Origin of the sequence: Amycolatopsis sp. NBC_01286 (genome assembly GCF_035982555.1) — a bacterium.
Taxonomy (GTDB): domain Bacteria; phylum Actinomycetota; class Actinomycetes; order Mycobacteriales; family Pseudonocardiaceae; genus Amycolatopsis.
On record NZ_CP108428.1, the window covers coordinates 2,599,452 to 2,625,668 of the forward strand.

At 70.7% G+C, this 26,217-nt stretch carries 24 protein-coding genes and 2 pseudogenes; 17 read left to right on the forward strand and 9 right to left on the reverse strand.

Annotated elements, in window-relative coordinates; genetic code table 11:
• The first annotated feature begins 69 nt into the window (after positions 1–69).
• Entirely contained in the window at positions 70–1,356 is a 1,287-nt protein-coding gene (locus OG570_RS12635; RefSeq protein WP_247059256.1) for an adenylosuccinate synthase, read from the forward strand.
• On the opposite strand, the gene OG570_RS12640 is transcribed toward OG570_RS12635, so the two are convergent.
• Positions 1,353–1,850: an OsmC family protein gene (locus OG570_RS12640; RefSeq protein WP_326956602.1), complete on the reverse strand. Its 498-nt coding sequence runs from the start codon at positions 1,848–1,850 to the stop codon at positions 1,353–1,355. The genes OG570_RS12635 and OG570_RS12640 overlap by 4 nt on opposite strands.
• Before the next feature lie 380 nt (positions 1,851–2,230).
• On the opposite strand from OG570_RS12640, the gene OG570_RS12645 reads away from it, so the two are divergent.
• The gene (locus tag OG570_RS12645) at positions 2,231–3,133 is read left to right on the forward strand and encodes a TIGR03564 family F420-dependent LLM class oxidoreductase (RefSeq protein ID WP_326956603.1); all 903 of its coding nucleotides are present in this window, start codon (positions 2,231–2,233) and stop codon (positions 3,131–3,133) included.
• Here OG570_RS12645 and OG570_RS12650 read toward each other — a convergent pair.
• The gene (locus OG570_RS12650; protein WP_326956604.1) at positions 3,114–4,748 is read right to left on the reverse strand and encodes a Na+/H+ antiporter; all 1,635 of its coding nucleotides are present in this window, start codon (positions 4,746–4,748) and stop codon (positions 3,114–3,116) included. The two genes, OG570_RS12645 and OG570_RS12650, sit on opposite strands and share 20 nt — an antisense overlap.
• A 149-nt stretch (positions 4,749–4,897) precedes the next feature.
• On the opposite strand from OG570_RS12650, the gene OG570_RS12655 reads away from it, so the two are divergent.
• Positions 4,898–6,130, forward strand: a complete 1,233-nt coding sequence (locus tag OG570_RS12655) for an MFS transporter (RefSeq protein ID WP_326956605.1) — start codon at positions 4,898–4,900, stop codon at positions 6,128–6,130.
• A gap of 75 nt (positions 6,131–6,205) precedes the next feature.
• Here the strand turns inward: OG570_RS12655 and OG570_RS12660 are convergent, their stop codons facing one another.
• The 3 genes from OG570_RS12660 to OG570_RS12670 form a co-directional block, all read right to left on the reverse strand.
• Positions 6,206–7,756 (reverse strand): amino acid permease, encoded by a 1,551-nt coding sequence (locus tag OG570_RS12660; protein WP_326945198.1) that lies wholly within the window; start codon positions 7,754–7,756, stop codon positions 6,206–6,208.
• Between the two features lie 71 nt (positions 7,757–7,827).
• Positions 7,828–8,751 (reverse strand): serine hydrolase domain-containing protein, encoded by a 924-nt coding sequence (locus tag OG570_RS12665; protein WP_326956606.1) that lies wholly within the window; start codon positions 8,749–8,751, stop codon positions 7,828–7,830.
• 40 nt (positions 8,752–8,791) lie between these two features.
• Positions 8,792–9,928, reverse strand: a complete 1,137-nt coding sequence (locus tag OG570_RS12670) for a glycerophosphodiester phosphodiesterase (protein WP_326956607.1) — start codon at positions 9,926–9,928, stop codon at positions 8,792–8,794.
• 167 nt (positions 9,929–10,095) lie between these two features.
• Between OG570_RS12670 and purD the strand changes: the two genes are divergently transcribed.
• The 8 genes and pseudogenes from purD to OG570_RS12710 all read left to right on the forward strand — a co-directional run.
• Entirely contained in the window at positions 10,096–11,370 is a 1,275-nt protein-coding gene (gene purD, locus OG570_RS12675; RefSeq protein WP_326945194.1) for a phosphoribosylamine--glycine ligase, read from the forward strand.
• 123 nt (positions 11,371–11,493) lie between these two features.
• Complete coding sequence (locus OG570_RS12680; RefSeq protein WP_247059243.1) at positions 11,494–11,874, forward strand: hypothetical protein; 381 nt, start codon at positions 11,494–11,496, stop codon at positions 11,872–11,874.
• A gap of 25 nt (positions 11,875–11,899) precedes the next feature.
• Positions 11,900–12,466: a DUF3558 domain-containing protein gene (locus OG570_RS12685; protein ID WP_326959998.1), complete on the forward strand. Its 567-nt coding sequence runs from the start codon at positions 11,900–11,902 to the stop codon at positions 12,464–12,466.
• 9 nt (positions 12,467–12,475) lie between these two features.
• On the forward strand, positions 12,476–14,116 hold the full coding sequence (locus OG570_RS12690; RefSeq protein WP_326956608.1) for a hypothetical protein: 1,641 nt from the start codon (positions 12,476–12,478) through the stop codon (positions 14,114–14,116).
• 2 nt (positions 14,117–14,118) lie between these two features.
• A complete protein-coding gene (locus tag OG570_RS12695) occupies positions 14,119–14,892 on the forward strand; it encodes an ESX secretion-associated protein EspG (RefSeq protein ID WP_326956609.1) in 774 nt (257 codons plus the stop codon).
• 131 nt (positions 14,893–15,023) lie between these two features.
• Positions 15,024–15,335 (forward strand): hypothetical protein, encoded by a 312-nt coding sequence (locus OG570_RS12700; protein ID WP_326945191.1) that lies wholly within the window; start codon positions 15,024–15,026, stop codon positions 15,333–15,335.
• A gap of 80 nt (positions 15,336–15,415) precedes the next feature.
• Positions 15,416–15,664, forward strand: a pseudogene (locus OG570_RS12705) (WXG100 family type VII secretion target); the annotation flags it as partial.
• 1,710 nt (positions 15,665–17,374) lie between these two features.
• A pseudogene (locus OG570_RS12710) lies at positions 17,375–17,590 on the forward strand (transglycosylase SLT domain-containing protein); the annotation flags it as partial.
• Between the two features lie 57 nt (positions 17,591–17,647).
• Here OG570_RS12710 and OG570_RS12715 read toward each other — a convergent pair.
• Positions 17,648–18,853, reverse strand: coding sequence for an IS30 family transposase (locus OG570_RS12715; RefSeq protein ID WP_326943343.1), 1,206 nt, complete (start codon positions 18,851–18,853; stop codon positions 17,648–17,650).
• A 93-nt stretch (positions 18,854–18,946) separates the two neighbouring features.
• Here OG570_RS12715 and OG570_RS12720 point away from each other — a divergent pair, with 93 nt between their 5' ends.
• On the forward strand, positions 18,947–20,125 hold the full coding sequence (locus OG570_RS12720) for a pyridoxal phosphate-dependent aminotransferase (protein WP_326956610.1): 1,179 nt from the start codon (positions 18,947–18,949) through the stop codon (positions 20,123–20,125).
• Between the two features lie 102 nt (positions 20,126–20,227).
• Positions 20,228–20,416 (forward strand): hypothetical protein, encoded by a 189-nt coding sequence (locus OG570_RS12725; protein WP_247059237.1) that lies wholly within the window; start codon positions 20,228–20,230, stop codon positions 20,414–20,416.
• A 28-nt stretch (positions 20,417–20,444) separates the two neighbouring features.
• On the opposite strand, the gene OG570_RS12730 is transcribed toward OG570_RS12725, so the two are convergent.
• Together OG570_RS12730 and OG570_RS12735 are read right to left on the reverse strand one after the other, a co-directional pair.
• Positions 20,445–21,023: an HAD family hydrolase gene (locus tag OG570_RS12730; RefSeq protein WP_326956611.1), complete on the reverse strand. Its 579-nt coding sequence runs from the start codon at positions 21,021–21,023 to the stop codon at positions 20,445–20,447.
• Positions 21,020–22,039: a threonine aldolase family protein gene (locus tag OG570_RS12735; protein WP_326956612.1), complete on the reverse strand. Its 1,020-nt coding sequence runs from the start codon at positions 22,037–22,039 to the stop codon at positions 21,020–21,022. Before OG570_RS12735 ends, OG570_RS12730 begins: the two co-directional genes overlap by 4 nt.
• Before the next feature lie 135 nt (positions 22,040–22,174).
• Between OG570_RS12735 and OG570_RS12740 the strand changes: the two genes are divergently transcribed.
• Genes OG570_RS12740 through OG570_RS12750 form a run of 3 tightly spaced genes read left to right on the forward strand, consistent with a single transcriptional unit; the run spans position 22,175 to position 24,024 of the window.
• Positions 22,175–22,684 carry a SigE family RNA polymerase sigma factor gene (locus OG570_RS12740; protein WP_326945187.1) on the forward strand — a complete coding sequence of 170 codons (510 nt, stop codon included), beginning with the start codon at positions 22,175–22,177 and terminating at the stop codon, positions 22,682–22,684.
• Positions 22,677–23,393: a hypothetical protein gene (locus OG570_RS12745; protein WP_326956613.1), complete on the forward strand. Its 717-nt coding sequence runs from the start codon at positions 22,677–22,679 to the stop codon at positions 23,391–23,393. The genes OG570_RS12740 and OG570_RS12745 overlap by 8 nt, the downstream gene beginning before the upstream one ends.
• 34 nt (positions 23,394–23,427) lie before the next feature.
• A complete protein-coding gene (locus tag OG570_RS12750; RefSeq protein ID WP_326956614.1) occupies positions 23,428–24,024 on the forward strand; it encodes a TetR/AcrR family transcriptional regulator in 597 nt (198 codons plus the stop codon).
• Positions 24,025–24,056: 32 nt separating this feature from the next.
• Here the strand turns inward: OG570_RS12750 and OG570_RS12755 are convergent, their stop codons facing one another.
• Complete coding sequence (locus OG570_RS12755) at positions 24,057–24,758, reverse strand: FadR/GntR family transcriptional regulator (RefSeq protein ID WP_326956615.1); 702 nt, start codon at positions 24,756–24,758, stop codon at positions 24,057–24,059.
• Positions 24,759–24,917: 159 nt separating this feature from the next.
• Here OG570_RS12755 and OG570_RS12760 point away from each other — a divergent pair, with 159 nt between their 5' ends.
• The gene (locus OG570_RS12760; protein WP_326956617.1) at positions 24,918–26,216 is read left to right on the forward strand and encodes an ABC transporter substrate-binding protein; all 1,299 of its coding nucleotides are present in this window, start codon (positions 24,918–24,920) and stop codon (positions 26,214–26,216) included.
• Position 26,217 lies beyond the last annotated feature (1 nt).

The window sequence follows — 26,217 nt, forward strand, 5'->3', positions numbered from 1 at the left end:
ATTTACCAGCGCCACCGGTGTCCGCCCCGGACACCAAACCTCACGTCGTCGAACACCTTGGAGTGTCACATGCCGGCCATCGTGCTCATCGGTGCCCAATGGGGAGACGAAGGCAAGGGCAAGGCCACCGACCTGATGGGTGACCGCGTCCAGTGGGTCGTCCGCTACCAGGGTGGCAACAACGCCGGTCACACGGTCGTCCTGCCGAACGGCGAGAACTTCGCCCTGCACCTCATCCCGTCCGGCATCCTCACCCCCGGCGTGACCAACGTCATCGGCAACGGCGTGGTCGTCGATCCGGGTGTGCTGCTGGACGAGCTGTCCGGACTCGAAGCGCGGGACGTCGACACGTCCAAGCTGCTGATCTCCGCCGACGCGCACTTGATCATGCCGTACCACGTGGCCATCGACAAAGTCACCGAGCGCTACCTGGGCAGCCGCAAGATCGGCACCACCGGCCGCGGCATCGGGCCGTGCTACCAGGACAAGATCGCCCGCGTCGGCGTCCGCGTGCAGGACCTGCTCGACGAGAAGATCTTCCGGCAGAAGGTCGAAGCCGCGCTGGAGTTCAAGAACCAGGTGCTGGTGAAGGTCTACAACCGCAAGGCGCTGGAGGCGAACCAGGTCGCCGACGAGGTGCTCGCCGCGGGCGAGAAGTTCGCGCACCGCATCGCCGACACCCGGCTGCAGCTCAACCAGGCCCTCGAGCGCGGTGAGACCGTGCTGCTCGAAGGCTCACAGGGCACGCTGCTCGACGTCGACCACGGCACTTACCCGTTCGTGACGTCGTCGAACCCGACGTCCGGTGGCGCGAGCGCCGGTTCGGGCATCGGCCCGGGCCGGATCGGCACGGTGCTCGGCATCCTCAAGGCCTACACCACGCGCGTCGGCTCCGGCCCGTTCCCTACCGAGCTGAACGACGAGTCCGGCGAGTACCTGCGCAAGCAGGGCGGCGAGTTCGGCGTCACCACGGGCCGCTCGCGGCGCACCGGCTGGTTCGACGCGGTGATCGCGCGCTACGCGGTCCGCGTCAACGGCATCACCGACTACTTCCTCACCAAGCTGGACGTGCTGTCCGGCCTGGAGAAGGTGCCGGTGTGCGTGGGTTACGAGGTCGACGGCTTCCGCACGCAGGACATGCCGATGACGCAGACCGACGTGCACCACGCGATCCCCATCTACGAAGAGCACCCGGGCTGGTTCGAGGACATCTCGGCGTGCCGCACGTTCGAGGAGCTCCCGGCGAACGCCCGCGCGTACGTCGAGCGCCTCGAAGAGCTGTCGGGCGCCCGGATCTCGGCGATCGGCGTCGGCCCGGGCCGCGAGCAGACGATCGTGCGGCACCAGTTCGTTTAAGTCAGCTTCGTGCTGACCGGCGTCTCGTTGCGGAACAGGTCGAGCACCGGGCAGTGCTCGTCGACCTCGCGCTTGAGGTCTTCGTAGCGCTCCCGGCTCGCCGATCCTTCGAGCTCGACGGACACCCGGACGTCCCCGAAACCGGGGCGGGTGTTGAGCGAGAAGCCGAAGAAGCCGTGCAGGTCGAGGTCGCCGTCGACGGTGACCTTGACCGAGTCGAGCGGGATCCCGCGCTTGGCCGCCCAGAACTGGTACGTGATCACCTGGCACGACCCGAGCGCGGCGAGCGCGAACTCGACGGGGTTCGCGGCCTGGTCGGCACCGCCGAGCGCCGGCGGCTCGTCGACGGTGAACTCGTGCCCCCGCACCTTGACGGCGACTTCGGTCCTGGTGCCGGGCTTCAGGGTGTGCTCCACGCTGAAGGACACGGCGGCGTTGTGCGGGTCGGCGTCGACGGCCTTGCGAGTGCCGTCGATGACGTCGGTCAGCGACATGGGATCTCCTGAGGATGGTGATCGGGATCTCGCCCCAGAGTGGGTGATTCCCTCACGGTTCGCGCGACTTCCCACGCGCTGGGAGCGCCGGTTCCCGGGATGCGGAAGCGCTTGCCTGACCGGCCGAGGCGGGGATCATGGCGCGGTGGTCCGCCTTCTGGCGTGGGCCGGGGTTCGCCGGGCTTGCCCGGCCATCCCGCCGCCGAGGCCCACCCCGCCCTTCCCTTGGGGGGCCGGTCCCGTCTCCAGCGTATCGGCACCCCCGGCGCGAAAACGGGTCCGGACGAAATCTGTGGACAACCGACCCCATTGTGGATAACTCCGCTTCTCAAGCGCTGGGAAGCCGGAAACCGGTGGCACCGAGGGTTAGCGTGAGGATCATGACCATCGGAGTCACGCTTCCCTCGGGCGACACCGCCGCCGCGCCCAACCTCGTCGACGAGCTCCTGGCGCAGGCCAGGCAAGCCGCTGGTGCCGGGCTCAAGTCCGTGTGGTTCTCGCAGCTTCCGCTCAGCCAGGACGCCATCACCGTCGCCGCACTCGCGGGGCGGGAGAACCCCGGGCTCGAGGTCGGCACGTCCGTGGTGCCCATCTACCCGCGGCACCCGCTGGTGGTCGCGAACGCGGCGCAGACCGCCCACGCCGCCACCGGTGGGCGGTTCACCCTCGGCGTCGGGCTCGGCTCGAAGGGGTTCCTCGGGCCCGTCTACGGCGTCGAGTACCCGCCGCCCATCAAGCACCTGCGCGAGTACCTGACCGTGCTCAAGCAGGTCTTCACCGGCGAGGCCGTCGACTTCGACGGCGAGACCGTCCAGGCCCACGCGCCCGGACTGTCCACTGTGGGCGGTGAGGTGCCGATCATCGTCGCCGCGATGGGGCCGCAGGCGCTGCGCGTCACCGGTGAGCTGGCCGACGGGACCCTGCCGTTCCTCGCCGGGCCGCGGGCGCTGGCCGAACAGATCGTGCCGCACCTGCCCGCGGGCAAGCGGATCCTCGCCGCCGTGCCCGCGATCGTCACGAACGAGCCGGACGCCGTGCGCGCCCTCGCCGTCGAACAGATGGCCTTCTACGCGCAGATCCCGTCGTATCAAAGGATCCTGGCTGCGGAAGGTGTCGATCATCCGGCGGACCTGGCGATCATCGGTGACGAGAAGACGGTCCTCGCCGGGCTCCGGCGGTACTACGACGCCGGTGCGACCGACGTCCTCGTGTCGCAGACCGGCATCCGCTCGTCCGAGGAGCGGCGACGGACCTGGGAGGTGATCAGCTCAATCGGTTCGTGAGCGTCGTCGACACCGACAGCTCCTCCAGGTCCAGCTCGCGCAGCATCTTCCCGAGGATCTCGTCGTCGAGCCGGCCCGCGCGGTTCTCCTCGATCATCGCCTTGCGCTGGGTGATCAGCAGCTCGCGCCGGGCCTTCGCGAACTGCGCCTGCGGGCTGCCGGAGCGGTCCTCGCCGGACAGCGTGATCGCCGCTTTGGCGAACCGGTAGCGGGTGTCAACGAGCCGTTCGAGCCGCTCCTTCAGGCGCTCGACCTTCTCCGGCGGCAGGTCCAGCTCGGCGAGCCGGTCGCGGCTGATCTCGCGCAACCGCGCGTGCGCCGCCTTCTGCGCGACCTCGCGGGCCGCGAGCTCCTCGGCTTCGTCCCGCGAGGTCTCCGACGGGTCCTGCACCTTCAGCACCCGGATCAACGGCGGCAGCGTGAGGCCCTGGATGAGCACCGTGCCGATCGCCACCGCGAACGCGAACAGCTGGATCTCCTCGCGGCCGGGGGTGTCGGCCGGGACGCCGGCCGCGGCGGCGAGCGTGACGACGCCACGCATGCCGGTCCACGAGATCACCGCGATCGTCTGCCAGTCGGGCGCCCGGCGGACCTGGCCGAACAGCCGCAACGTCTTCGGCAGGTACGCGAACAGCGCCACCGCCGGGATCCGCACCAGCATCGTCACCGCGAGCACGGCCAGCGCCACCAGCGCGAGGGTGCCGTTGTCGCGGGCCGCGTGCGCGGCGCCGTCGAGCACGAACGGCAGCTGCAGGCCCATCAGCGCGAACACCAGCGCCTCCAGCAGGACGTCGATCGACGCCCAGACGGATCTGTCCTGCATCCGCGTCGCGGGTGACGCGTAGAGCGAACGGTGCCCGAGGTAGAGGCCCGCGGCGACGACGGCGAGCACGCCGGAGCCGCTGAACTCCTCGCCGAACGGGTGCAGGTGCTCGGCGGTGACGTACGCGCCGAACGGCACGATGATCCCGAACGCCGACTCCAGCAGCGGGTCGTCGAGCAGCCGCCGGATCCCCACCACGAGCGCGCCGATCGCCAGGCCGACGGCGATGCCCAGCACGGTCGCGACGCCGAACACCGCGAAGCCGTGCCCGGCCGAGCCCGCGGTGCCGGCGACGGCGGCGAGCGCGACCTTGTAGAGCGTCAGCGCGGCGGCGTCGTTGACCAGGCTTTCGCCGGTCAGCACGCTCATCACGCGCCGCGGCAGGCCGAGCTTGCGGCCGATCGCCACCGCCGTCACGGCGTCCGGCGGCGCCACGACCGCGCCGAGGACGAGCGCGGAGGCGAACGGCACGTCCGGCAGCAGCAGGTGCACGACCAGCGCGACGACCACCGCGGTGACGGCCACGAGCACCACGCCCAGCGCGACGATCGGGCGCAGGTTGCGCTTGAAGTGCGTCACCGAGCTTTCGAGCGACGTCGAGTAGAGCAGCGGCGGCAGCACGACGGTGAGGACCAGCTCCGGCTCCAGCTCGAGCCGCGGCACGCCTGGAATCAGCGCGACCCCGAGCGCGACCACGACCACCAGCAGTGGCGCGGACAGGTTGTAGCGCCGCGCGAACGCCGTCAGCGCGAGCGAGCCGGTGAGCACGCCCATCAGGACCAGGATCTCCACGCGCGTGATCTTCCCGCAGGTAGAGAGCCTGCGCTTGCCTTCCGGTGAATGGAAGTGACCTGGATTACGTCGTACCCCCTGTGCATACTTGTGCGCACTACGCACACCTGTGCGGATGACGTGCACCGACGCACATCCGGAGGTTCCCCATGTCCCCTGGCACTCGCTCCTGGGTCGTGCCCCTGGCCTGGACCGCCGTTCTGCTCGACGGGTTCGACCTCGTCGTGCTCGGCTCAGTGCTGCCCGTGCTCCTGCGTGACCACGTCTGGGGCCTGACGCCCGCCACGGCGTCGGTCGTCTCGACGGTCGGCCTGGCCGGGATGATGCTGGGCGGCCTGGCGATCGGCACGATCACCGACGTCATCGGCCGCCGGAAGTCCCTGATCATCTCGGTCGCGTTGTTCTCGCTGTGCACGCTGTTGTGCGCCTTCGCGCCGTCGACGTTCGTCTTCGGCCTGCTGCGCTTCGTCGCCGGGCTCGGTCTCGGCGGCTGCCTGCCGACGGCCATCACGCTGGTCACGGAGTACGCGCGCCGCGGCAAGGCCGGCAGCGCGACGACCACGGTGATGACCGGCTACCACGTCGGCGCGGTGCTGACGGCGTTGCTGGCGATCGTGCTGATCTCGCCGCTGGGCTGGCGCGCGATGTTCGTCGCCGGGGCGCTGCCCGCGGTGGTGCTGATCCCGCTGATGCTGAAGTTCCTGCCGGAGTCCGAGTCGTTCCAGCGGGTCCGCGAGACCGAGCGCTCGGCCGGGCACGCCGTCGCCGGCCTGTTCCGCGGCGGGCTGCTGCGCGCCACCATCGCGTTCTGGATCACGTCGTTCATGGGCCTGCTGCTGGTCTACGGCTTGAACACCTGGCTGCCGGAGATCATGCGCCAGGCCGGCTACCCGCTCGGCGCCGCGCTCAGCCTGCTGCTGACGCTGAACGTCGGTGGCATCGTGGGCCTGCTCGTCGCGGGCCGGGTCGCCGACCGCGTCGGCATCCGGCCGTCCGCGCGCGTCTGGTTCATCGCGGGTGCGGTGTTCCTGGCGCTGCTGAGCGTGCGGCTGCCGGCCGTCGGGCTGTACGCGGCGGTGTTCCTGACCGGCTGCTTCGTCTTCAGCGCCCAGGTGCTGGTGTACGCCTACATCGGCCGGATCTACCCGGACGCGATCCGCGCGACCGGCCTCGGCTGGTCCGCCGGCATCGGCCGGATCGGCGCGATCTCCGGCCCGCTGCTCGGCGGCGCGCTGCTGACGGCCGGAATCGCCTACCCGTGGGGCTTCTACGCCTTCGCGGCGGTCGGCGCCCTGGGCGCGGTGGCGGTCACGGTCGTCCGCCCGGGCCACGACGTCCGGGTCGAGGACTCCGTCCCGGCACGGGAAGCCCGGACTTCCTGAGTCTGCCGCGGCTCGTCGTGAGTGTTTAGGGCGGTTAGAACCGCCCTAAACACTCACGACAACTTGCACCGAGCGTCAGCCGAGTTCCTTGAGTTCCTGTTCCACGGCCGCGAGTTCGGCCTCCGAGCCCTGGACCTTGGGGCCCTTGAACCACTTCCGCGCCGAGAGCACCCACCACAGTCCCGCGCCGCCGAGCACCACGAGGAACGCGACCGGTGTGTAGTTGAACGAGTCCACCGTCACCGGGGAAACCTGCGGCAGCATGAACAGGATGAAGATCAGGACGACCCACGTGGTCGCGACGATGCCGACCGGCTTGCCCCAGCGGCCGAGGTGCCACGGCCCGCGCTCGAAGTCGTCACCCTGGCGGACGCGCAGGAACACCGGGATCACGTACGCCACGTACAGCCCCACCACGGCGATCGAGGTCACCGCCGCGTAGGCCGTCGCGCTCCACAGGTACGGCAGCGCGAGTATCAGCGCGCCGCCCGCACCCAGCCAGACGGCGTTGGTCGGCGTCTGCGTGCGCTTGTTGATCTTGTGCCAGAACTTCGACCCGGGGATCGCGCCGTCGCGGGCGAACGCGTAGATCATCCGCGAGTTGGCCGTCACCGACGCCATGCCGCAGAACAGCTGCGCGCCGATGCAGATCAGCAGCAGGAACTTGCCGGTGACCGCGCCGGTCGCGTCGATGAAGATCTGCGCGGGCGGGACGCCGGTGGCCGAGCCGACTTCGCCCGCGTAGTCCTGGATCGCGAACGTCAGGCCGATCAGCAGGATCCAGCCCGCGACGAGCGAGACGACGATCGACATCACGATGCCGCGCGGCCCGGCCGTCGCCGCGCTCTTCGTCTCCTCGGTCATGTGCGCCGACGCGTCGTAACCGGTCAGCGTGTACTGCGCCACCAGGAGACCCAGCGCGAAGACGTAGAACGCCGAGCCCCAGCCCGTCTGGTTCACGAAACTGCCGAAGACGAACGACGCGTCCTGGTGCTTGGCGGGCACGAAGATCAGCACGCCGACGATCACCAGCACGCCGATGAGGTGCCACCACACGCTGACGTTGTTGAGGATCGCCACGATCCGGACCCCGAAGGTGTTCAGCAGGCCGTGCACCACGAGGATGATCGCGAGCAGCAGGATCGTGTGCCCCGGCGTCGCCGAGAAGCCCCACTGCAGGTCGAGGAACGCGTTGAGGAACAGGGCCGCGCCGAAGTCGATGCCCGCGGTGACGGCGATCTGCCCGACGAGGTTGAACCAGCCGGTGAACCACGACCACGCGGGGCCGTTCTTCCGCGCCAGCCGCGCCGCCCAGTAGTACAGCCCGCCCGCGGTCGGGTAGCTGGAGCAGACCTCGGCCATGCCCAGGCCGACCAGGATGACGAAGATCCCGACGAGCGGCCAGCCCCAGATCATCGCGGCCGGCCCGCCGGTCTTCATGCCGAACCCGTAGAGCGTCAGGCAGCCGGACAGGATGGAGATGATGGTGAACGAGACGGCGAAGTTCGAGAACCCCGACATCGTCCGCTTGAGCTCCTGCGCGTAGCCGAGCTGGTGCAGGCGTGCGGAGTCGTCGTCCTGGGCGGGGTCGTGGTCGGGAGTGGTCTGCTGGTCGGAGACATCCATCGGGCACCTCTTGAAAGGTATGCGGCCAGACCATTGAATTCGCCGAAGTTAGCCCCGGCGGCCGAGGGGTGTCAAGGCTTCGTCAAGAACTCGTCCAGCCGCTGGAGCAGCGGTCCGCCGCCGCGGTGGTCGTTCGAGAGGAGCGTCGCGGTGACGCCGCCGGAGTGCGTGCTCCGGAACGACACGCCGTGGTCGCCGCCTTCGAGCCGCACGGCGCCGGGCCACGGCAGCCAGAAGCCGAGGCCGTAACCCGGGGCGTGCGGGCGCAGCATCCGGGCCACCCACTCGCGGGGCACGATCCGGCCGTCGAGGAACGCGGGCCAGAACCGCCGGAAGTCCGGCGCGGTGCTGTAGCTCCCGCCGTCCCCGTGCCCGCGCACCGGCAGGCTGAACACGTTGGTGCGGCCGTCTTCCAGGTAGCCGGTGGCGGTCCGGCCGGGCAGCGCGTCCGACCGGAGGAACGCCGTGTCCGCCATTCCGGCGGGCTCGCAGACGCGCTCGTGCACGAGGTCGTGGAACGGCCGGCCCGCGACCCGTTCGGCGAGCAGGCCGAGGACGGCGAACGCGCCGTTGTTGTAGCGGAACTCCGTGCCGGGCGCGGACCTCTGCGGATAGCCGTCGAGCGCGGCGAGGTAGTCGGCGGACGTGGCGAGGGACGGCGTCGGCGGCGGGTCCGCCTCTTCGTCGCAGTAGTCGCCGATGCCGGACGTGTGCGTCAGCAGGTGCTCGACGGTGACGGCGTCGTCGATCAGCGGGAGGTCGCCGCCCAGCAAGTCGCGGGCGCGGGCGTCCAGGGTCAGCCGGCCTTCGGCGATCAGCCCGACGACGACCAGCGCGGTGAACCCCTTGGTGCCGCTGGCGATCGCGAACCGGGTGTCGACGGTGTTCTCGACGCCGTAGCCGCGGTGCGCGTACCCGGCCGCCTCGGCGAGCAGCGTCTCGTCACCGCGGCTGACCAGCACCACGCCGGAGAACGCCGTGAGGGACACCTTCATGGACGAAGCGTCCCTGAAGGTGTCCCTCACGGCAAAGCGTTTAGCGACCCAGGAACGCGTGCAGCGATTCGAGCGCGGTGTCGCCCTGGTCGGCGAAGAAGCCGTCGACGCCTGCCTTGAGGAAGGCCGCCTCCTCGGTGAACACGTCACCGTAGGCGTCCGGCTCGGCCGAGGAGCGCAGGTTGGCCGGCAGGAACGGGTTCTCGTTCCGGAACGTGTACGGCTGCACCTTCAGGCCCGCCTTGTGCGCGTCCGCGACGATCGCGGTCGGCTTCGTCAGGTTCCCGGCGGCGTCCAGCGGGATGATCTGGCTCTTGTCCGGCCCGAGGTACTTCGCGTACTTCGCGACGTCCTTCAGCCCGGACGCCGTCACGAGGTCCGCGTACGTCCGCTCGTCGCCCTTCGCGACGAAGTCGGCCGGGGCGCCGGTCGCCGACGTCAGCTGCAGCAGCGGCGTCCGGACCTGCTTGTGCAGCGCGATCAGGTTCGACACCTCGAACGACTGGATGATCGCCGGCGCGTCCGGCCGGTCGAGGCCGTTGCGCTTGAGCGCCGTCACCAGCTTCGGCTCGATCGGGTTGCCGATCGTCTGGAAGAACGTCGAGTGCTTGACCTCGGGGTAGGTGCCCAGCGTCCGGTGCAGTTCCTTGCCGAGGCGCTTGGTCAGGTCGAGCACCTCCTGGAAGGAGGCGATCTGGTAGCGCCCGTTGTACAGCGTGTTGTGCGGCCGGTTGACCGGGATCCGCTCGACCGCGCGCAGCGTCTTCAGCTCGGCCAGCGTGAAGTCCTGGGTGAACCAGCCGGTCGTCGAGACGCCGTCGATCACCAGGGTCTTCTTGCGGGACGCGAACTCCGGGTGCTGCGCGACGTCGGTGGTGCCGCCGATCTCCGGTTCGTGCCGGGCGACCAGCCGGCCGTCCTTCGTGGGCACGAGGTCGACGTCGACCCAGTCGACGCCCAGGCGGTAGGCGAGCTCGTACGAGGCGAGCGTGTGCTCCGGCCGGTACCCGGGCGCGCCGCGGTGTCCGATGATCACGGGGTCATCGTGACCCCGCCCGTGCGCGGCCGCATCGGCGGACCCGGTCTCGGCCGCGTTGGCCGAGCCGATCGCGAATCCGGTGACGCTCAGCAACGCCAGTCCGGCGAGTGCCAGGACGCCGACACGTTTGCGCTTCATCTGGTGACCTCTTTTCACAGGGTGTGCCCTGACTACTCGCGCAACCCTCACTGTCGCAAGCATCCGAAGTGCGTATCCGGGCGAAAGCGGCGGTAAACGGCACGTGGACACCCGTCCCGGGGACGGCGAAATGTCCGGCGCGAAGCCGTCCGGATACGCTGTGCGGCGTGCGCGTACTGGTAATCGGCTCCGGCGCCCGTGAGCACGCTCTCGTCCTCGCGGCGTCCGGCGACCCCACGGTCACCGCCCTGGCCTGCGCGCCCGGCAACGCCGGGACGGCCGCGATGGCCGAGCAGCTCGGCGTCGAAGCGGCGGACCCGGAAGCGGTCGCGGCCCTCGCGAAGAGCTGGCAGGCCGACCTGGTGGTGATCGGGCCCGAGGTCCCGCTCGTCGCCGGCGTCGCCGACGCCGTCCGCAAGGCCGGCATCGCCTGCTTCGGCCCGTCGGCCTCGGCGGCCCGCATCGAAGGCTCGAAGGCGTTCGCCAAGGACGTCATGGCCGCGGCGAACGTGCCGACCGCGCGCAGCGAGGTGGTCGACAACCCGGCCCGCCTCGACGCCGCGCTCGCCCGCTTCGGCCCGACCTGGGTGGTCAAGGACGACGGCCTCGCCGCGGGCAAGGGCGTCGTCGTCACGACCGACTACGACGTCGCGCGCAAGCACGCCATCATGCTGCTCGACGGCGGCCACCCCGTCCTCCTGGAGTCCTTTTTGGACGGTCCGGAGGCCTCGCTCTTCTGCTTCGTCGACGGCCACACCGTCGTGCCGCTGCTGCCCGCGCAGGACTTCAAGCGCGTCGGCGACGACGACGCCGGCCCGAACACCGGCGGCATGGGCGCCTACGCGCCGCTGCCCTGGGCGCCCGAGAACCTGGTCGACGACCTGGTCGAGCGCGTCGTCCAGCCGGTCGCCGACGAGCTGGTCGCGCGCGACGCCTCGTTCTCCGGCCTGCTCTACGCCGGGCTCGCGTTGACGTCCGAAGGCCCGCAGGTCATCGAGTTCAACTGCCGCTTCGGCGACCCGGAGACCCAGGTCGTGCTGGCCCTGCTGCGCACGCCGATCGCCGGGCTGATGCAGGCCACCGCCACCGGCAAGCTCGCCGAGCACCCGCCGCTGGAGTGGGCCGGCGGCGCCGCGGTCACCGTCGTGATCGCGGCCGACGGCTACCCGGGCAAGCCGCGCACCGGCGACGTCATCACCGGCGGCGAGATCGACGGCGTGCTGCACGCCGGCACCCGGCGGCGTGACGACGGCGCGGTCGTGTCCGCCGGCGGCCGCGTGCTGTCGGTCGTCGCCACGGGCAAGACCCTCAAGTCGGCGCGCAAGCACGCGTACGAAACCGTGGAGAAGGTGCACCTCGCGGGCTCGCACCACCGCACGGACATCGCGCTCAAGGCGGCGAACGGCGAGGTCGGCGCCCCGGTGGCGCAGCAGAACGCCTGATCTGAGGGGACGAGGGAACCGGCGGGCGACGAACTTCGTCGAATCTCAGGCTCCGGCTACGTCGTGGTTGGTAGCCTCAACGGGAATCGGCCGGTCACTGTCGGTATCACGTCAGGGGAGAGCATGTCAGGACCCTCGTACGACCTCAGCACGGCCGTCCCGGTGGCGCCGGCCGCCGCGGACGTCCTGGTCCACCCGGACAAGGTCCTCGACGTCGCCCGGATCGTCGAAGAGCAGGCCAACGCGCTCGAAGACCAGCTGCTCACGCGGCTCGGCGAGCTGCGGATCGACGCGCCGTCCGCCGACGTGATCAGCACCCAGTCGATGGCGGCCTGGAACTCCGTGATCGCCGACGGCGACCGCTCCTACGCGGGCCAGGTCCGCGAGTACGTCGCGGGTCTCAAGCGCCTGGTTTCGCAGCTGCGAGACGCGGCGAAGGATTACCAAGTCAGCGAAGACGAGAAGGCGGCGGTGTTCGGTGACCGCGGCAAGCACGGTGCGTAACCGGACCTTGCGGATCACCGGTGGCGTGCTCGCGACAGCGGCGCTCGCCGGCTGCTCGGCGGGCACCGAAGGCACCCCCTACCCGGTCGAGACGGCCGCGACCGCGGCGTCGCAGAGCGCCAAGGCGGCTCAGCTGCCGCAACGGCCGGCCGAGCTGACGCTGCAGGGTGTCGACCTGTGCGACGTCTTCCCGCAGGTGCAGCTCGACGCGCTGAAGATCACCAGCGCGCCCCGGGAGGCGCCGGAGCAGGACGGGCCGACCTGCGTGTTCGACGCGGACGGCGCCGAGCCGGTGCACTCCTACCACGTGCGGGCGGTGTCGTCCGACCTCGACCAGTGGATCACCGGCGCCCGCAAGAAGAACAGCATGACCACCGAACCGAAGAACATCGGCGGTTATCCGGCGCTGACGAACTACCGCGCGGCCGGCGAACCGGCCGACTGCGAAACGCTCGTCGGCGTGGCGAGGGGCCAGACGCTGGCCGTCCAGACCTTCGCCGTCACCCGCGGCCAGCTCACGCAGCCGCAGCTGTGCGACATGTCGGCGCACGCCGCCGACCTGGCGCTGCAGTCCTTGAAGTCACGCAACTAGGGAGAGCGCGTGGAATTCTCCGAGCTCGCGGCCGGGATCCAGAACCACCGGTTCGACGGCTGGACCAACACCGCGATCGCCGACCAGATCACGCGGATGATCACCGGCGACGGCACCGGCAGCATCGGGACCGCCGTCGACGCGCTGAAGGCCGTCGCGACCGCGCTCGCCCACACCGACCAGACGCTGCGCGCCCAGCTGCTCAAGCTCGGCGTCGAGTGGCAGAGCCAGGCCGGCGGCGCGGCGAGCCAGGTGCTCACCGAGCAGGCCGGGTTCTCCCAGGACGCCACCACGAAGGTCGCGCACGCCGCGGAGATGGTGTTCGAGCAGGGTGAGGCGTTCAACCGCACCAAGTACAAGCTCCCGGACGCCGAGACCGTCCGGAAGGGCGCGGGCGGTTACACCCTCGGCGACGGCCTGCTGCTGAGCCTGATCGGCTTCGAGACCGATCACGCCCGGCAGGTCGAGGCCGCGAACAACGCGAAGGCGCAGGCGACGCAGGCGCTGAACGAGTACGCGCAGGACAGCGGCACCAACCTGCTCTCGACGCAGTCGCTGTCGGACCCCGAGTCGCTGAAGCTGGCCGCTCCCGGTGTCACGCCCGGCGTGCTGGACGTCGCCGGCGCGTCCGTCGCGGTCACCCCGGACGGCAGCGTGCGGCCGGCGTCGGACAAGGTCCGCTCGGTGCACGTCGACCCGCCGGTGGTGCAGCCGGTGTCGCACACGGTCCACGCCGACCCGCCGACCCCGGTCTACGGCACCCCGGCGCAGCAGCAGCCGTCGCGGCCGGTGGCGCCGCCGCCGCGGCACACCGGCGTGACCGTCCCGGCGAGCCAGGGCACGTCGCCCAGCTCCGCGACGGCACCGTCGGCCGCGAAGCCGCCGACGTCACCCGGCCCCGGCTGGGTCAACGCGCCGGGCCGCGGCACGGCCGGCGAGCCCGGCCGGCCCGGCGGGTTCAACCCCGGCCAGCCCGGTGGCGGCGACCCGAACACCTTCGTCCCGCCGGGCGCGCCCGGTTCGTCCGGTCCCGGCTCTGGCTCTGGCTCTGGCTCTGGCTCCGGCCAGCTGCCGGGCGGGCCCGCGACCGGCTCGACGCAGACGTCGCCGATCAAGTCGCTCGGCGGTGGCGGGGCTTCCGGCAGTGGCGTGACCGGGCTCGAAGGTTCGGCGAGTGGCGCGAACCGCGGCGCGGACGGCCTGCTGGCGAAGGGCCGCACGGTCGGCGCCGCCCCGCAGGCCCCGATCGCGCCGGGGCAGTTCACGGCCGAACGCGGGTTCGCGGCGAAGCCGGGCGCGACCCCGGGCGAGCTGGGCGCGGGCGCGGCGGCGGTCGGCGCGGGTGCGGCCGGTGGCGCGCTCGCCGGCGACAAGGACCGCGAGAAGCGCAGCCAGAACCAGCCGAAGGGCCCGGTGCGGCCGCTGCCGGTCGGCGAGCTGCCCGAGGAGGAAGCCGCCGCGCTGCGGAAGTCGGAGCAGATCGGCACGAAGCAGAAGGGCGAGGACCCGCGGTTCCTGTCGAAGGCCGCGCCGCAGGAGGAGGACGACGAGCACGTCCGCCGCTTCGGCGTCGACGACAAGGACCTGTTCGCCGACCAGCGCATGGTTTCGCCCGACGTGATCGGTGACCACGGCGGGGACGGGCACTGACCGTGACGCGTGACCACGGCAGCCTCGTGCTGTCCGCGTCCGAGTTCGACGTCCTCTGGGAGTCGCTCGGACTGCCCCGCCGGCACGTCGCGCTGGACGTGCCGAGCGGGGGAACCACCCGCACGGAACGCGCGGACGTCGTCGAGGCGGCCTGGACGTCGCTGGCCGAGCGGCGCCTGGCCCGCAACCGCCGGGTGTCCGGCGAGGTGGCCGACATGCTGCACCTGCTGGCCCGCCCGCAGTTCGGCATCGACGTGTGGGTGTGGGCCGAGCGCGAGATCCGCGGCCGCGCGGTCAACGTCCGCAGCCAGGCGGTCCTGGCCGTGGTCGACAACAACGAGGTCTGGCTGATCCCGGCGACGGAGGACGGCCTCCCGGAGGCGGCGGTCTCGGTGGCGGGCGACCTCGGCCCGGGCATCGGCCAGACGGTCAGCATCCCGTACGACACGCTGCGCGCGGCGGACGCGGCGGCGACCGGCGACCCGAAGGCGCTGGTCACGGCCTTGGAAGACCAGGGCGTCGTGCTGTTCCAGGCCCAGGAGCTGTCGGGCATGCTGCTGGGCCAGGAAGCCCGCGGCCAGTTCGGCGCGGAACGCACCGGCCGCGACGGCGTGGCCCACCGGGCGCCCCGGGTCCTGGCGTTCTTCGACACGGACGCGGGCCGCTACCTGTTCCAGGTGGCGAAGGACCGCGACGGCCGCGAGTGGGCGACCGTCACCCCGGCGGACAACGCCCTGCTGGCGACCCGGATCCGCGAACTGGTGGCGGAGGCCTGAACCCCGCCGGGGAAGTTGGCGGAGATCGGTACGCACAGTGCGCGGGACGTCATAAAGTATGCGGGGAACCGTCCTGGTCGTGCCGACGTCTGATCGGGCGGACACAAGTTTTCCGAAGGGGATGACGAACCGTGCCTGTCTACGACGCCGACTCGATGGCCATCGCGGCCGGCCAGGTGGAGAAGCTGAAGGACGAGTTCGAGAAGTCCAAGGGCAAGCTCACCGGCATGGACCACGAGAAGGAAAGCCCCTTCGGCGGGATGGACGCCAACGGCGAGGCGCACAGCTCGGTCGGCAAGTTCAAGGACGGCGTGCACAGCCAGTTCGACGCCGCGGGCAAGCACATGGAGGCGCTGGGGTTCGCCATGCGCAAGGCCGCCGGCCTGATCGCCGAAACCGACCAGGTCGGGGCGAGCGACCTCAAGCTGCACGTCGACAAGTGAACTGAGCAGGGGGCACGAGAGTGGCATTGAACGGGGTCGGCGCCGGGACGCCCGACAATTGGGACGCCTTCCTGCAAAAGGTGAACCAGGTCGAAAAGGTCGATCTGCAGAAAATCACCGACGCCGCGACGCAGTTTCGCGACGCCGGAAAGAACGCGGGCGACCACAACGCCTCGCTGAAGACCTCCACGGATTCGCTGGACGCGCACGTGTGGGCCGGTCCCGCGGCGGACCAGTTCTTCACCTACGTCCGCCAGGTCCGTGACGCCGGCACGAAGGTGCAGACCCACCTCGAAGACGTCGCCAAGGACCTCGACGACCTGCAGCAGAACCTCGCGCAGATCAAGAAGACCGTCCAGGACAAGCAGCTGGCCGCGGAGAAGGACGTCAACGCCCGCAACACCACGGCCGAGTCGGCCATGAACAAAGCGCTGGCCGACGCCAAGACGGCGGTCGACAACGGCAAGCCGGCCCCGAGCCCCAGCGCGGCCGAGATCCTCGCGACGGCCAAGACCGACATCCACACCATCACCGCGGGCTACGACGGTGACGTGGCCGGGCTGCAGACCCAGGCCGACACCGCGATCAAGGCGTCACAGACGCTGATGTCCCAGCAGATCGAGGGCGGCTACGACCAGGTGCCGCTGCCGGCCAGCTCGGCCGCGGCCCCCAAGAGCACCGGCGGCATCCACTCCAACGGCGCGTCCCACGGCGGCGGCGGTGGTGGCGGAGGCGGCGGTGGTGGCGGCGGAGGCGGTGGCCTCGGCCCCAGCGGCGGCCCGCCCGCGTCGCCGCCCCCGGGCAACGTCCAGCAGTGGATCCAGGAGGCCATCAAGGCACTCCAGGCCGCCGGCGTCCCCGTGACCGACGCCGACATCCCCAACATCTGGGCGATCATCCAGCACGAGTCCGGCGGGAACCCGAACGCCATCAACAACTGGGACTGCGTGCCACTGGACACGCTGATCTTGACCAAGCGTGGTGTCCTGAAGCACGACGCGGTCGAGGTCGGCGACGAGACGATCGGCTTCGACCCGGCCACCGGGCGCGGCAAGTGGACGCGGATCACCAGGGTCGTCCACCACGAGGACGCCGAGCTGGTCCGGATGAGCAACTCCCGGTGGAGTGCGACCACGACACCGAACCATCGCTGGCTCAACCTGCCGCGGGTCAATGTCCGGCGTTCCGACCTGCCGGTGATTTGTCCGGAATGTGGGTGGGCGCCGCGTGCGGCGCACCAGCCGGAGAACGGCGTGGCGGTGCATCGGCGCAAGAAACACGGCTTCGTTTCGCCGAAGCAGGAGAACCGGTACGAGAACGAGCCCGGCTTCGTCGCCACCCAGGACGTCGGATCGCGCGACCGGATTCTGCTGACGGCGCCGGCCGCGACCGAGTCGACGCTGGAAATCAGCGTGCCGGAAGCCGCCGTTCTCGGGTGGATCGCCGGTGATGGTCACGTCGAAACCCGGCAGCACCGCCCGACCATGTCCATCGCCCAGTCGAAGCCCGAAATGGTGGCGAAGATCCGCCGGCTTCTCGACGGCGTGCCGCACGCGGTGTACGTCGACGACCGCGGCGGGTGCGGGCCTCGACACCAGTTCCGCCTGGACCACGACTACGCCCAGGATCTGCTGAGGCGAGCCGGAAATCCCAAGTCCGACGCGGTCGCCCAGGTGCTGGCGATGTCCAGCGGGCAGCGTGCGGCGTGGCTGGAAGCGGTCATCGACGCCGAGGGAAGCCGGTACTCGCGGCCCGGCTATTCGCGACCTCAGGTGGTCGTCTACCAGGCGGCCGGTGCCGTTCTCGACGCCATCGCGCTGGCCGGTTACCTGTCCGGATCGCGGCCTCGCGTTCTCCCGGTCGAACGGGCGAACCAACCGAAAACGTGGCGCCGGGAGTTCTCCGTGCACCTGAACAACCCGGTCGTCACTGGAGCCTTCCTGAACAAGGAAGCTGCCGGCCGGGGTGACGTGTGGTGCGTGACGACGGAACTGGGCACGTGGACGGCTCAGGAAGGTGATCACATCTTCTTGACCGGAAACTCGAACGCGGCCGCCGGGCACCCGTCCAAGGGGCTCATGCAGTGCATCGACTCGACGTTCAACGCGCACAAGCTGCCCGGGCACGACAACATCTACAACCCGGTCGACAACATCATCGCCGGCGTGAAGTACTCGGTCGACCGCTACGGCGGCCTCGGCAACGTGCCCGGCATCAAGGCGATGGCGCACGGCGGCGCCTACCAGGGCTACTGAGCCCAAAGCCGTGAAGGCCTCCTTACCGGCGCTAAAAGCCGTGAAGGAGGGGCGGATTCACGCAGTGGTTGCAACACCTGGTGTTTGTTGATCTGACAGTAGCTTCGTGAGGGCCTCGGTTGGTGTCCGCCAGCCGAGGGTCTCCCGAGGCCGCCCGTTCAGCTCCTCCGCCACCCGCACCAGATCATCCGCGCTGTGCTGGGACAGGTCGGTGCCTTTGGGAAAGTACTGCCGGAGCAGACCGTTGGTGTTCTCGTTGCTGCCGCGCTGCCAGGGCGAATGCGGATCGCAGAAGTAGATCTGCAACCCCGTGTCCAGGGTGATCTTCCGGTGATGGGCCATTTCTTTGCCCTGATCCCAGGTCAGCGAGCCCAGCAGCAGCGGCGGCAACGTCTGGATCATCTCGGTCATCGCCGCGGCGACGGTGGCTGCGTCCCGCCCGTGGGGCAGGTGCAGCAGCATCACGAACCGGGTCGAGCGTTCCACCAGCGTCCCGATCGCGGACCGATTGTCCTTGCCCAGGATCAGGTCGCCTTCCCAATGCCCCGGGACCGTCCGGTCGGCGGCCTCGGCCGGCCGCTCGGAAATGTTGACCATGTCTTGGATCCCGCCCGACGGGCGTTCCCGCCGGGTTTGGGCCTGCCGCCGCGGCATCCGCAACGCCCGCCCGGTCCGCAGTGCCGCGGTCAGTTCCCGGCGCAACGCGCCCCGGCCCTGCACATACAGCGACTGATAGATCGTCTCGTGCGACACCCGCATCTCCGGCCGGTCGGGAAAGTCCAGCACCAGTCTCTCGGAGATCTGCCGCGGCGACCACTTCCGGGTCAGCCCGTCCTGCACCGCCGCCCGCAACGCCGGATCGGCGCGCAGCTTCGCCGGTTTGGGTCGTTTCGCGCGTTCCTCGGCCGCGTGCTGGGCACTGCTGGCCCGGTAGTGGCCGGTCAGGCCGGTGTTGCGGGCCAGCTCCCGTGACACTGTCGAGGCCGGCCGGTCGATCGTTCTGCCGATGGCGCGTGGGCCGTGACCTGCGGCTTTCAGACAGGCGATCTCTTCCCGCTCGGCGATGGTCAGCCGGACCGGCCCGGGCTGGTGGGGTGCGTTGCTGATCACCCCGCCAGCTTGGCGGAACAGCCGCCCGCCTGTGGCGGGGGCGAAACCGGCCGCTTGCGCGGCCGGTTTCGCGGTCAGGCCTGCCCGGATCTGCTGCCAGAACAGCAGCTGCGCCGAGCGTGGTAGCCACCGATGGGTTCGTACCCGTGTCATCGCAGTTCCACCCTTCGCTGGGCGGTGTTGCAACGACTCCATGACTCCGAGAGGCCTTCACGGCTTTCGGTGACCGGGAGCTAGCCTGGCGGCATGGTCGACCTCGGAGCCTTCGCCGGGCCCGCGCTGCGGGCCGCGGTGCCGCCCTTCCACGTCATGGACGTCATCTCCGCGGCCGGGGCGCGGCAGCGCAGTCACGGCGATCTCGTGTCGCTCGCCGCCGGACAGCCGTCCGTGCCCGCGCCGAAGCCCGTCCTCGAAGCCGCGGAAAAGGCGCTCCGGAGCAGCCCCCTCGGCTACACCGAGCAGCTCGGCGTCCCGGAGCTGCGGGACGCCGTCGCGGGGCACTACCGGCGGAAGTACGGCCTCGACGTCAGCGCGCAGGACGTCGTCATGACGACCGGGTCGTCCGGCGGGTTCCTGCTGGCCTTCCTCAGCGCGTTCGACCCCGGCGCCCGGGTCGCGATGGCCCGGCCCGGCTACCCGGCCTACCGGAACCTGCTGTCCGTGCTCGGCTGCGAGGTCGTCGAGTTCGCGACGACCGCCGAGACGAACTTCCAGCCCACCGTGGCCCTGCTCGACGAGCTGGGCCCGATCGACGGCCTGATCGTGGCGAGCCCCAGCAACCCGACCGGCACCGTGCTGCCGCCCGGGGAGCTGGCCGCCATCACCGGCTGGTGCGCGTCGCACGGCGTTCAGCTGATCAGCGACGAGATCTACCACGGCGTTTCCTACGGTGCCGAGCTCGACTGCGCGTGGCAGTACGGCCGTGAGCCGATGGTGCTGGGCAGCTTCTCGAAGTACTTCGCGATGACCGGCTGGCGGCTCGGCTGGATGCTCGTGCCGCAGCGGCTGCACCGCGCGGTCGACGTCCTGACCGGCAACTTCACCATCTGCCCGCCCGCGGTCTCCCAGTACGCGGCCATCGCGGCGTTCACGCCGGAGGCGTACGCCGAGGCCGACGCGCACGTCGAGCACTACCGCGCCAACCGCGACCGGCTCTTCGCCGGCCTGAAGGGCATCGGCCTCGACAAGCTGGCCCCCGCCGACGGCGCCTTCTACGCGTACGCCGACGTCAGCGCCCACACCGAGGACAGCCTCAGCTGGTGTCAGCGGCTGCTGGCCGACACCGGGCTCGCCATCACGCCCGGCATCGACTTCGACCCGGTCGACGGCGGCAAGTACGTGCGCTTCTCCTTCGCGGGCAGCGCCGACGACATCGACGAGGGCGTCCGCCGCCTGGGGGCCTGGCTGGGCCAGGGGGAACCCTGATTCATCCCTGAACGTTGCTCTTGCGAGGGGAGTTTCCCCGGCCGAGGTGGCACGCTTGAGTCACGAGGCCGGAGGGGCCACGGGAACACATCGGAGGAAGCCATGTTCTGGAAGATCGTCGGCGGCCTGATCGTCGCCTGGGTGGCGTTCATGGTGCTGGGCGCCGTGATCGGCTTCGTGTTCAAGGCCGTCCTGTGGATCGCCATCATCGGCGGCGTGATCTTCCTCGGCACGGCCGCCTACGGCGCCATCAGCGGCAAGAAGGACCCCAAGCGCATCAACCGCTACTGAGCGCGGCGCCGGAGCGGCGCCGGGCGGCTCACCCGAGCCACGCCCGCGCCGCCCCGGCACCGTTCCACAGCTGTGCCTTGAGCCCGACCGCCCGCGCGCCGTCCACATTGGACTGACGGTCGTCGAAGAACAGGCAGTCGCCCGGCTCGGCCCCGAGCTGCTCCAGCAGCAGCTCGAAGATCTTCGCGTCCGGTTTCACGCACCGGACGTCGCCGGAGAAGAGCGTCACCTGGAACAACCGCGCCCAGTCCTGCTCGCGGACCCACTCGCCGAACACCGACGGCGCGTTCGAGAGCAGAGCCAGTGACGCGCCCGCCTCGGCCAGCGCCTCGAGCAGGTCCTTCGACGACGGCTCCAGGTGCGCCCAGCCCTCGACGTCGATCCGGGTCAGCTCGTCCGACAGCGCCTCGTCGACGGGCCGGCCCAGCGCGTCGCCGACCGTCTGCCAGTATTCGAGCGGCGTGCTGCCGGCGTCGTAGGGGATCCGCAGGTCCCAGTAGGCCCGCTCGAACTCGGGCAGCGGCGCACCGAGCTTGGCGGCCAGCTCCGGGCGGGCCGCGCTCGGCTTGCTGAGCACGTCGCCGTAGTCGAAGACGATCCAGTTCACTGCTTCTCCATCCGGCGCAGGGTTTCGTCGATGTCGGCCGCGCTCAGGTCCCGGTGCGTGACGAACCGGACCTTGCCCGCCATCGGCCCGGTGCGGATGCCGAGCGAGTCGAGCCAGGCCAGCGCCGCCGGCACGTCGGGCACCTCGGCCAGCACGATGTTCGTGTCCGGCGTGTTGGTCGGCCAGCCGTGTTCGTTCAGGCCTTCGGCCAGCCGACGCGCGTTCTCGTGCGAGGCGGCCAGGTCGGGGACGCGCTCCAGGGCGATCAGGCAGGCCGCGGCCAGGACGCCGCCCTGCCGGACGCCGCCGCCGAGCATCTGCCGCATCCGGCGGGCCCGCTCGACGAAGTCCACGCTGCCCGCGACGACCGAGCCGACCGGCGCGCCGAGGCCCTTGCTGAAGCAGGCCGACACGGTGTCGACGCCGACCGTCAGCGCCGCCGGCGGCACCTCCAGGGCCACCGCGGCCTGCCAGAGCCGGGCGCCGTCGAGGTGCACGGTCAGCCCGGCCTCCTTCGCGACGGCCAGCAGCTGGGCGTGCTCGTCGGGCGGGGTCACCGCGCCGCCGGCCGAGTTGTGCGTGTTCTCGAGGCAGAGGAGAGATGTCCGTAATGTGAAGTACGGCCCGGGTTGTCCGATCGCCGCCTTGAGGGTGCTCGGCGAAGGGCGGCCCGGGCCGCCGTCGTGCTCCAGCGCCTCCGGCATGCCGCCGGCCAGCCACGCGGCCGAGCCCAGCTCGTTGGCGAGCACGTGCGCCCCGCGCGTGGCCAGGAACCGGTCGCCGCGCTGCAGGTGCAGGCTCAACGCGACGAGGTTGGCCATCGTCCCGCTCGGCACCCACAGGGCGGCCGGCATGCCCAGGACGTGGGCGGCCTTCTCTTCGAGCTCGGCGACGGTCGGGTCGCGTTCGAGGACGTTGTCCCCGACCTCGGCGGAGGCCATCGCCGCCCGCATCGTGTCGTCCGGCCGGGTGACGGTGTCGGAACGGAAGTCCAGCGGAGGCAGCGTGAAGGTCACGGAGTGATCACATCACACCGGCCGGACGGGGATCAATGAGCCCTTGAGTGGTCGAACCCGGGTGGTCCGTGCAACCGTGGACGCCCCTGATTCCGTCCTACCCACCGACGACAACAGAGCGGAGCACGACAGCGCGTGGATCAGCGCGACGAACAGGAGTTCGCGGAGTACTTCGCCGCCCGGCGGGACGCCGTGCGCCGGACCGCGTACATGCTCTGCGGCGACTGGCACCGGGCGGACGACCTCGCGCAGACGGCGTTCGTCGCGCTGCACCGGAGGTGGAAGAAGATCAGGGATCGCGCGGCGACCGACGCGTACGTGCGCAAGACGCTCGTGCGGGCGACGATCGACGAATCGCGGCGTCCGTGGCGGCGCGAGTGGCAGACCGAAGTGCTGCCGGAACGCGTCGACGACGGACCCGGGCTCGACGACCTCGTCGCGACCAGGGAAGACCTGCTCGCGGCGTTGAAGGAAGTGCCGCCCAAGCAGCGGGCGGTGCTGGTCATGCGGTTCTTCGAAGGACTGGACGTGACCGGCGCGGCGCAGGCGCTGGGCTGCAGCGAAGGCAACGTGAAGAGCCAGACCGCCCGCGGGCTGGCGAACCTGAAGCAGGTACTCGAACGGGAGGTGGAGACCAATGGATGAGCAGGAGCTGCGGTCGTTGTTCTCCGCCGCGCCCGGGGACGCGCCGTCGCCCTCGTTCGACCAGGGCGACGTCGTGCGCGAGTCCCGCCGCCAGACCGTGCGGCGCCGGAACCGGATCACCGCCGGGGTGAGTGCCGCGGCCCTGGTCGTCGTCGGGTTCGGCGCTTACGGGCTGCTCTCCGGGGGTACCCCCGAGTCGCTGACCGCGGCGAGCGACAACGCCGTGTCGGCGCAGTCGGGCCCGGGTTCGGGACAACCGAACCCCAGCGTGGCCCGTCCTCAAGCCGGTGGGGAGTCACCGAACTTCTCGTCCACGCCGCCCCAGCAGGGGGGCGGCGTAGACGGGAAGACCGGCCAGCTGGCCGAAGGCGCCTCCGGGTGCGAAGAGGTGGACGGGGAGCTCGCCATCGCCCTCGCTGGCGAGCTTCCCGGCCACGTCGCCGCCGCCCAGGCGTCCCCGGGCAGCGCCTGTACGACGGCGTCGCGGTCCGCGGGGTTCCCGGTTCCGGGCGGCGAGGTCGCCGCGGCGGTGTACCCGAAGGGCATTTCGGTGGCCTTCAAGTCCCAGCCGGCGGGCACGGTGACGGCGCGGGTGGCCACGGCGTCCGGCGGCACGTTGGTGCTGGTCAGCGTGCCGGACGCGGCGAACGCGGCCCCGTACGCGGGTGACGTGGACCGGTTCGCGAGCGAACTCGCGCCCCGCTTCTGAGGCGCCGCCGGGCCGCTTGGCAGAATGAACGGCCATGACCGCTGCGGCAACTCCCAAGGGGGAACGACGGCGCGCCGCGCTCGTCGAGGCCGCCGCGAAGCTGCTCGTCGAGGGCGGGTTCGACGCCGTGCGGCACCGCGCGGTGGCCGAGCGGGCCGGGCTGCCGCTCGCGTCGACGACGTACTACTTCGACTCGCTGGAGGACCTGGTCGCCGCAGCGGTCGAGCACCACGGCAACGCCGAGCTCGAGACCGGCCGCCGCCGGCTGGAGGAGCTCGCCACGCGCAACCGCGGCGTCCAGGCGATGGTCGAGCTGGTGCTCGACATGCTGCTGGGCCCGGAGAGCGGCGACGAGGAAGCGGACGCCGAAGCCGTGCTGCTGCGCTACGAGCGCCTGGTCGCCACCGGCCGCCGGCCGTACCTGCGGCCGTTGATGCGGACGCTGTCGGTCCAGCTCAACGAGCTGCTGACGGAGATCTTCGCCCGCTCGGGCACGCCGGTGCGCGAGGCCGAGCTGGAGAAGCTGGTGGCGCTGGTCGACGGCGCGGTCGTCAACGCGCTGATCGCCGTCGACCCGGCACCCCGCGCCGCCGCGGCCCGCATGCTGCAGGCGGCGCTCGACGGCTCGTGAGTGCGTAACAGTGTTAGAACACTGTTACGCACTCACGACCGCGTGCGCTGAGCCTTCGCCAGGTCGTCGCGGGACTTGGTGACCAGCGCCAGCATCGCCTGCTCGGCCGCGGCCGGGTCCTGGGCGATGATCGCGTCCAGCACCTTGCGGTGCGACGGCACCGGGTCCTCCGCCGCCGAAGCGCCGTGCACCACCTTGTCGCGCTCGGCCAGGCCGATCGCGATGATCCGCTCCATCCGCATCAGGAAGTTGTTGTGGGTGGCCGTCATCAGCCGCCGGTGGAACGCCAGGTCGGCCTGGACGCTGGCCTCCGGACCCTCCGCCGCGGCCATGTCCGACAGCGCCTCCCGCAGTGACTCGATGTCCTCGTCGGACGCTCGTTCCGCCGCGATCCGGGCGGCGGCCGGTTCGACGACCGCGCGGACCTCGGTCAGCTCGTCGAGCAGGCCCGGGTCGTCGGCGGCCGCGGTCTGCCAGCGCATGACGTCGGCGTCGAGCATGTTCCACTTTTCGCGCGGCTGGACGAACGTGCCGCGCTTCTGGCGCGCGTCGATCATGCCCTTCGCGGCCAGCACCTTCAGGGCCTCGCGCAGCGCGGTGAGGCTGATGTCGAGCTCTTCGCGCAGTGCGGGCAGGTCGAGGACGGTGCCCTCGCCCCACTCGTTGGAGAGGATCCGGCTGGCCAGCGCCTCCACGGTCTGCCCGTGCAGCCCGCGTGGCCGGTGTTCGGTCAATGGAGGGGCCTTTCAGCTGGCGGCGGTCTAGCTGAGCGCATCCTACGCTGACGGCGAAGTCGTCATAAATTATGAATACATCTTGACAGCGACGGCGCCCGGTTGCACTCTTTGGCAGCAGTCACGCCCGTGCGGACATCGAGACAAAGGGGTCAAGAGATGACGAGTGCCGGCCTGTCCCGCCGTCGTTTCCTGCGCAACGCGAGCCTGGCCGGGCTGGGCGCGATCGGCTCGAGCAGTTTCCTCGCCGCCTGCGCCACTTCCGCGTCCAACGGCCCGGTCAAGCAGGCCGCCGGCGCGGTCACCGTCCAGTCGAACCTGTCCTCGCCCGAGGCGAAGAAGGCCATCGAAGCCCTCGCGCAGGCGTTCGGCGCGAAGGGCGGCGCGACGGCGACGGTCAACACCGTCGCGTCGGAGACCTTCCGCACCCAGCTGCCCAGCTACCTCACCGCGGCCAACCCGCCGGACACCTTCACGTGGTACCCGGGTTCGCTGCTGTCGGGCTACGCGCGCAAGGGCCTGCTGCTCGACGTCGGCGACGTCTGGCAGACCATGGGCAACTACAGCGCGGCCTTCCGGAACCTGTCCGGCGACGGCGCCGGGCACCAGGTCTTCGTCCCGACGTCGTACTACTGGTGGGGCTTCTTCTACCGCAAGTCGAACTTCGCGAAGTGGGGCGTGCGGCCGCCGACCACCTGGAGCGAGTTCCTCGCGCTGTGCGAAACGTTGAAGGGCAAGGGCATCGCGCCGATCGGCATGGGCGCCGGCGGCACCACGCCGTGGACCGCGTCGGCCTGGTTCGACTACCTCAACATCCGGATCAACGGCGCGCCGTTCCACCGCGAACTGCTGGCCGGCAAGCAGCGCTTCGACGACCCGCGCGTCAAGAAGATCTTCGACCCGTGGCGCCAGGCGCTGCCCTACACCGACCCGAACGGCACCGCGATCGCGTTCCAGGACGCCACGACCGTGCTGCTCCAGGGCCGCACCGGGATGATCCTGACCGGCACGTTCTTCGCCGACGCCGCCCCGAAGGACGCGCTGGACGACCTCGACTTCTTCCAGTTCCCGATCCTCGACCCGGCCGTCCCGGTCGCCGAGGAGGGCCCGACCGACGGCTTCTTCGCCAGCGCGCGCACCCCGCACGTCGCCGAGGTCAAGGAGTGGTTCTCCTACGCCGCGACGGCCGAGGCGCAGGAGCTCTACATCAAGAACTCCTCCGGCACGGTCCTGCCGACCAACCCGGACGCCAAGGACAACGGCACGCCGCTGGTCCGAAAAGGACGGAAGCTGCTCACCGACGCCAAGGAGATCACGCAGTTCTTCAACCGCGACTCCTCCGACGCGCTGCAGCCGACCGCCGACGCGGCCCTGATCCGGTTCATCCAGAAGCCGAACGAGCTCGACTCGATCCTGAGCGACTGGCAGACCGCCGCGCAGAAGGTCTGGCAGTCCTGAG

Excerpts from the sequence above, each read along its gene's own strand:
- OG570_RS12725 (WP_247059237.1), top strand. The coding sequence starts at position 20,228 with ATGTTCTGGAAGATCGTCGGCGGCCTGATCGTCGCCTGGGTGGCGTTC.
- OG570_RS12635 (WP_247059256.1), top strand. The coding sequence starts at position 70 with ATGCCGGCCATCGTGCTCATCGGTGCCCAATGGGGAGACGAAGGCAAG.
- OG570_RS12665 (WP_326956606.1), bottom strand. The coding sequence starts at position 8,751 with ATGAAGGTGTCCCTCACGGCGTTCTCCGGCGTGGTGCTGGTCAGCCGC.
- OG570_RS12640 (WP_326956602.1), bottom strand. The coding sequence starts at position 1,850 with ATGTCGCTGACCGACGTCATCGACGGCACTCGCAAGGCCGTCGACGCC.
- OG570_RS12655 (WP_326956605.1), top strand. The coding sequence starts at position 4,898 with ATGTCCCCTGGCACTCGCTCCTGGGTCGTGCCCCTGGCCTGGACCGCC.
- OG570_RS12670 (WP_326956607.1), bottom strand. The coding sequence starts at position 9,928 with ATGAAGCGCAAACGTGTCGGCGTCCTGGCACTCGCCGGACTGGCGTTG.
- OG570_RS12715 (WP_326943343.1), bottom strand. The coding sequence starts at position 18,853 with ATGACACGGGTACGAACCCATCGGTGGCTACCACGCTCGGCGCAGCTG.
- OG570_RS12680 (WP_247059243.1), top strand. The coding sequence starts at position 11,494 with ATGTCAGGACCCTCGTACGACCTCAGCACGGCCGTCCCGGTGGCGCCG.
- OG570_RS12760 (WP_326956617.1), top strand. The coding sequence starts at position 24,918 with ATGACGAGTGCCGGCCTGTCCCGCCGTCGTTTCCTGCGCAACGCGAGC.
- OG570_RS12720 (WP_326956610.1), top strand. The coding sequence starts at position 18,947 with ATGGTCGACCTCGGAGCCTTCGCCGGGCCCGCGCTGCGGGCCGCGGTG.
- OG570_RS12745 (WP_326956613.1), top strand. The coding sequence starts at position 22,677 with ATGGATGAGCAGGAGCTGCGGTCGTTGTTCTCCGCCGCGCCCGGGGAC.
- OG570_RS12660 (WP_326945198.1), bottom strand. The coding sequence starts at position 7,756 with ATGGATGTCTCCGACCAGCAGACCACTCCCGACCACGACCCCGCCCAG.
- OG570_RS12750 (WP_326956614.1), top strand. The coding sequence starts at position 23,428 with ATGACCGCTGCGGCAACTCCCAAGGGGGAACGACGGCGCGCCGCGCTC.
- OG570_RS12645 (WP_326956603.1), top strand. The coding sequence starts at position 2,231 with ATGACCATCGGAGTCACGCTTCCCTCGGGCGACACCGCCGCCGCGCCC.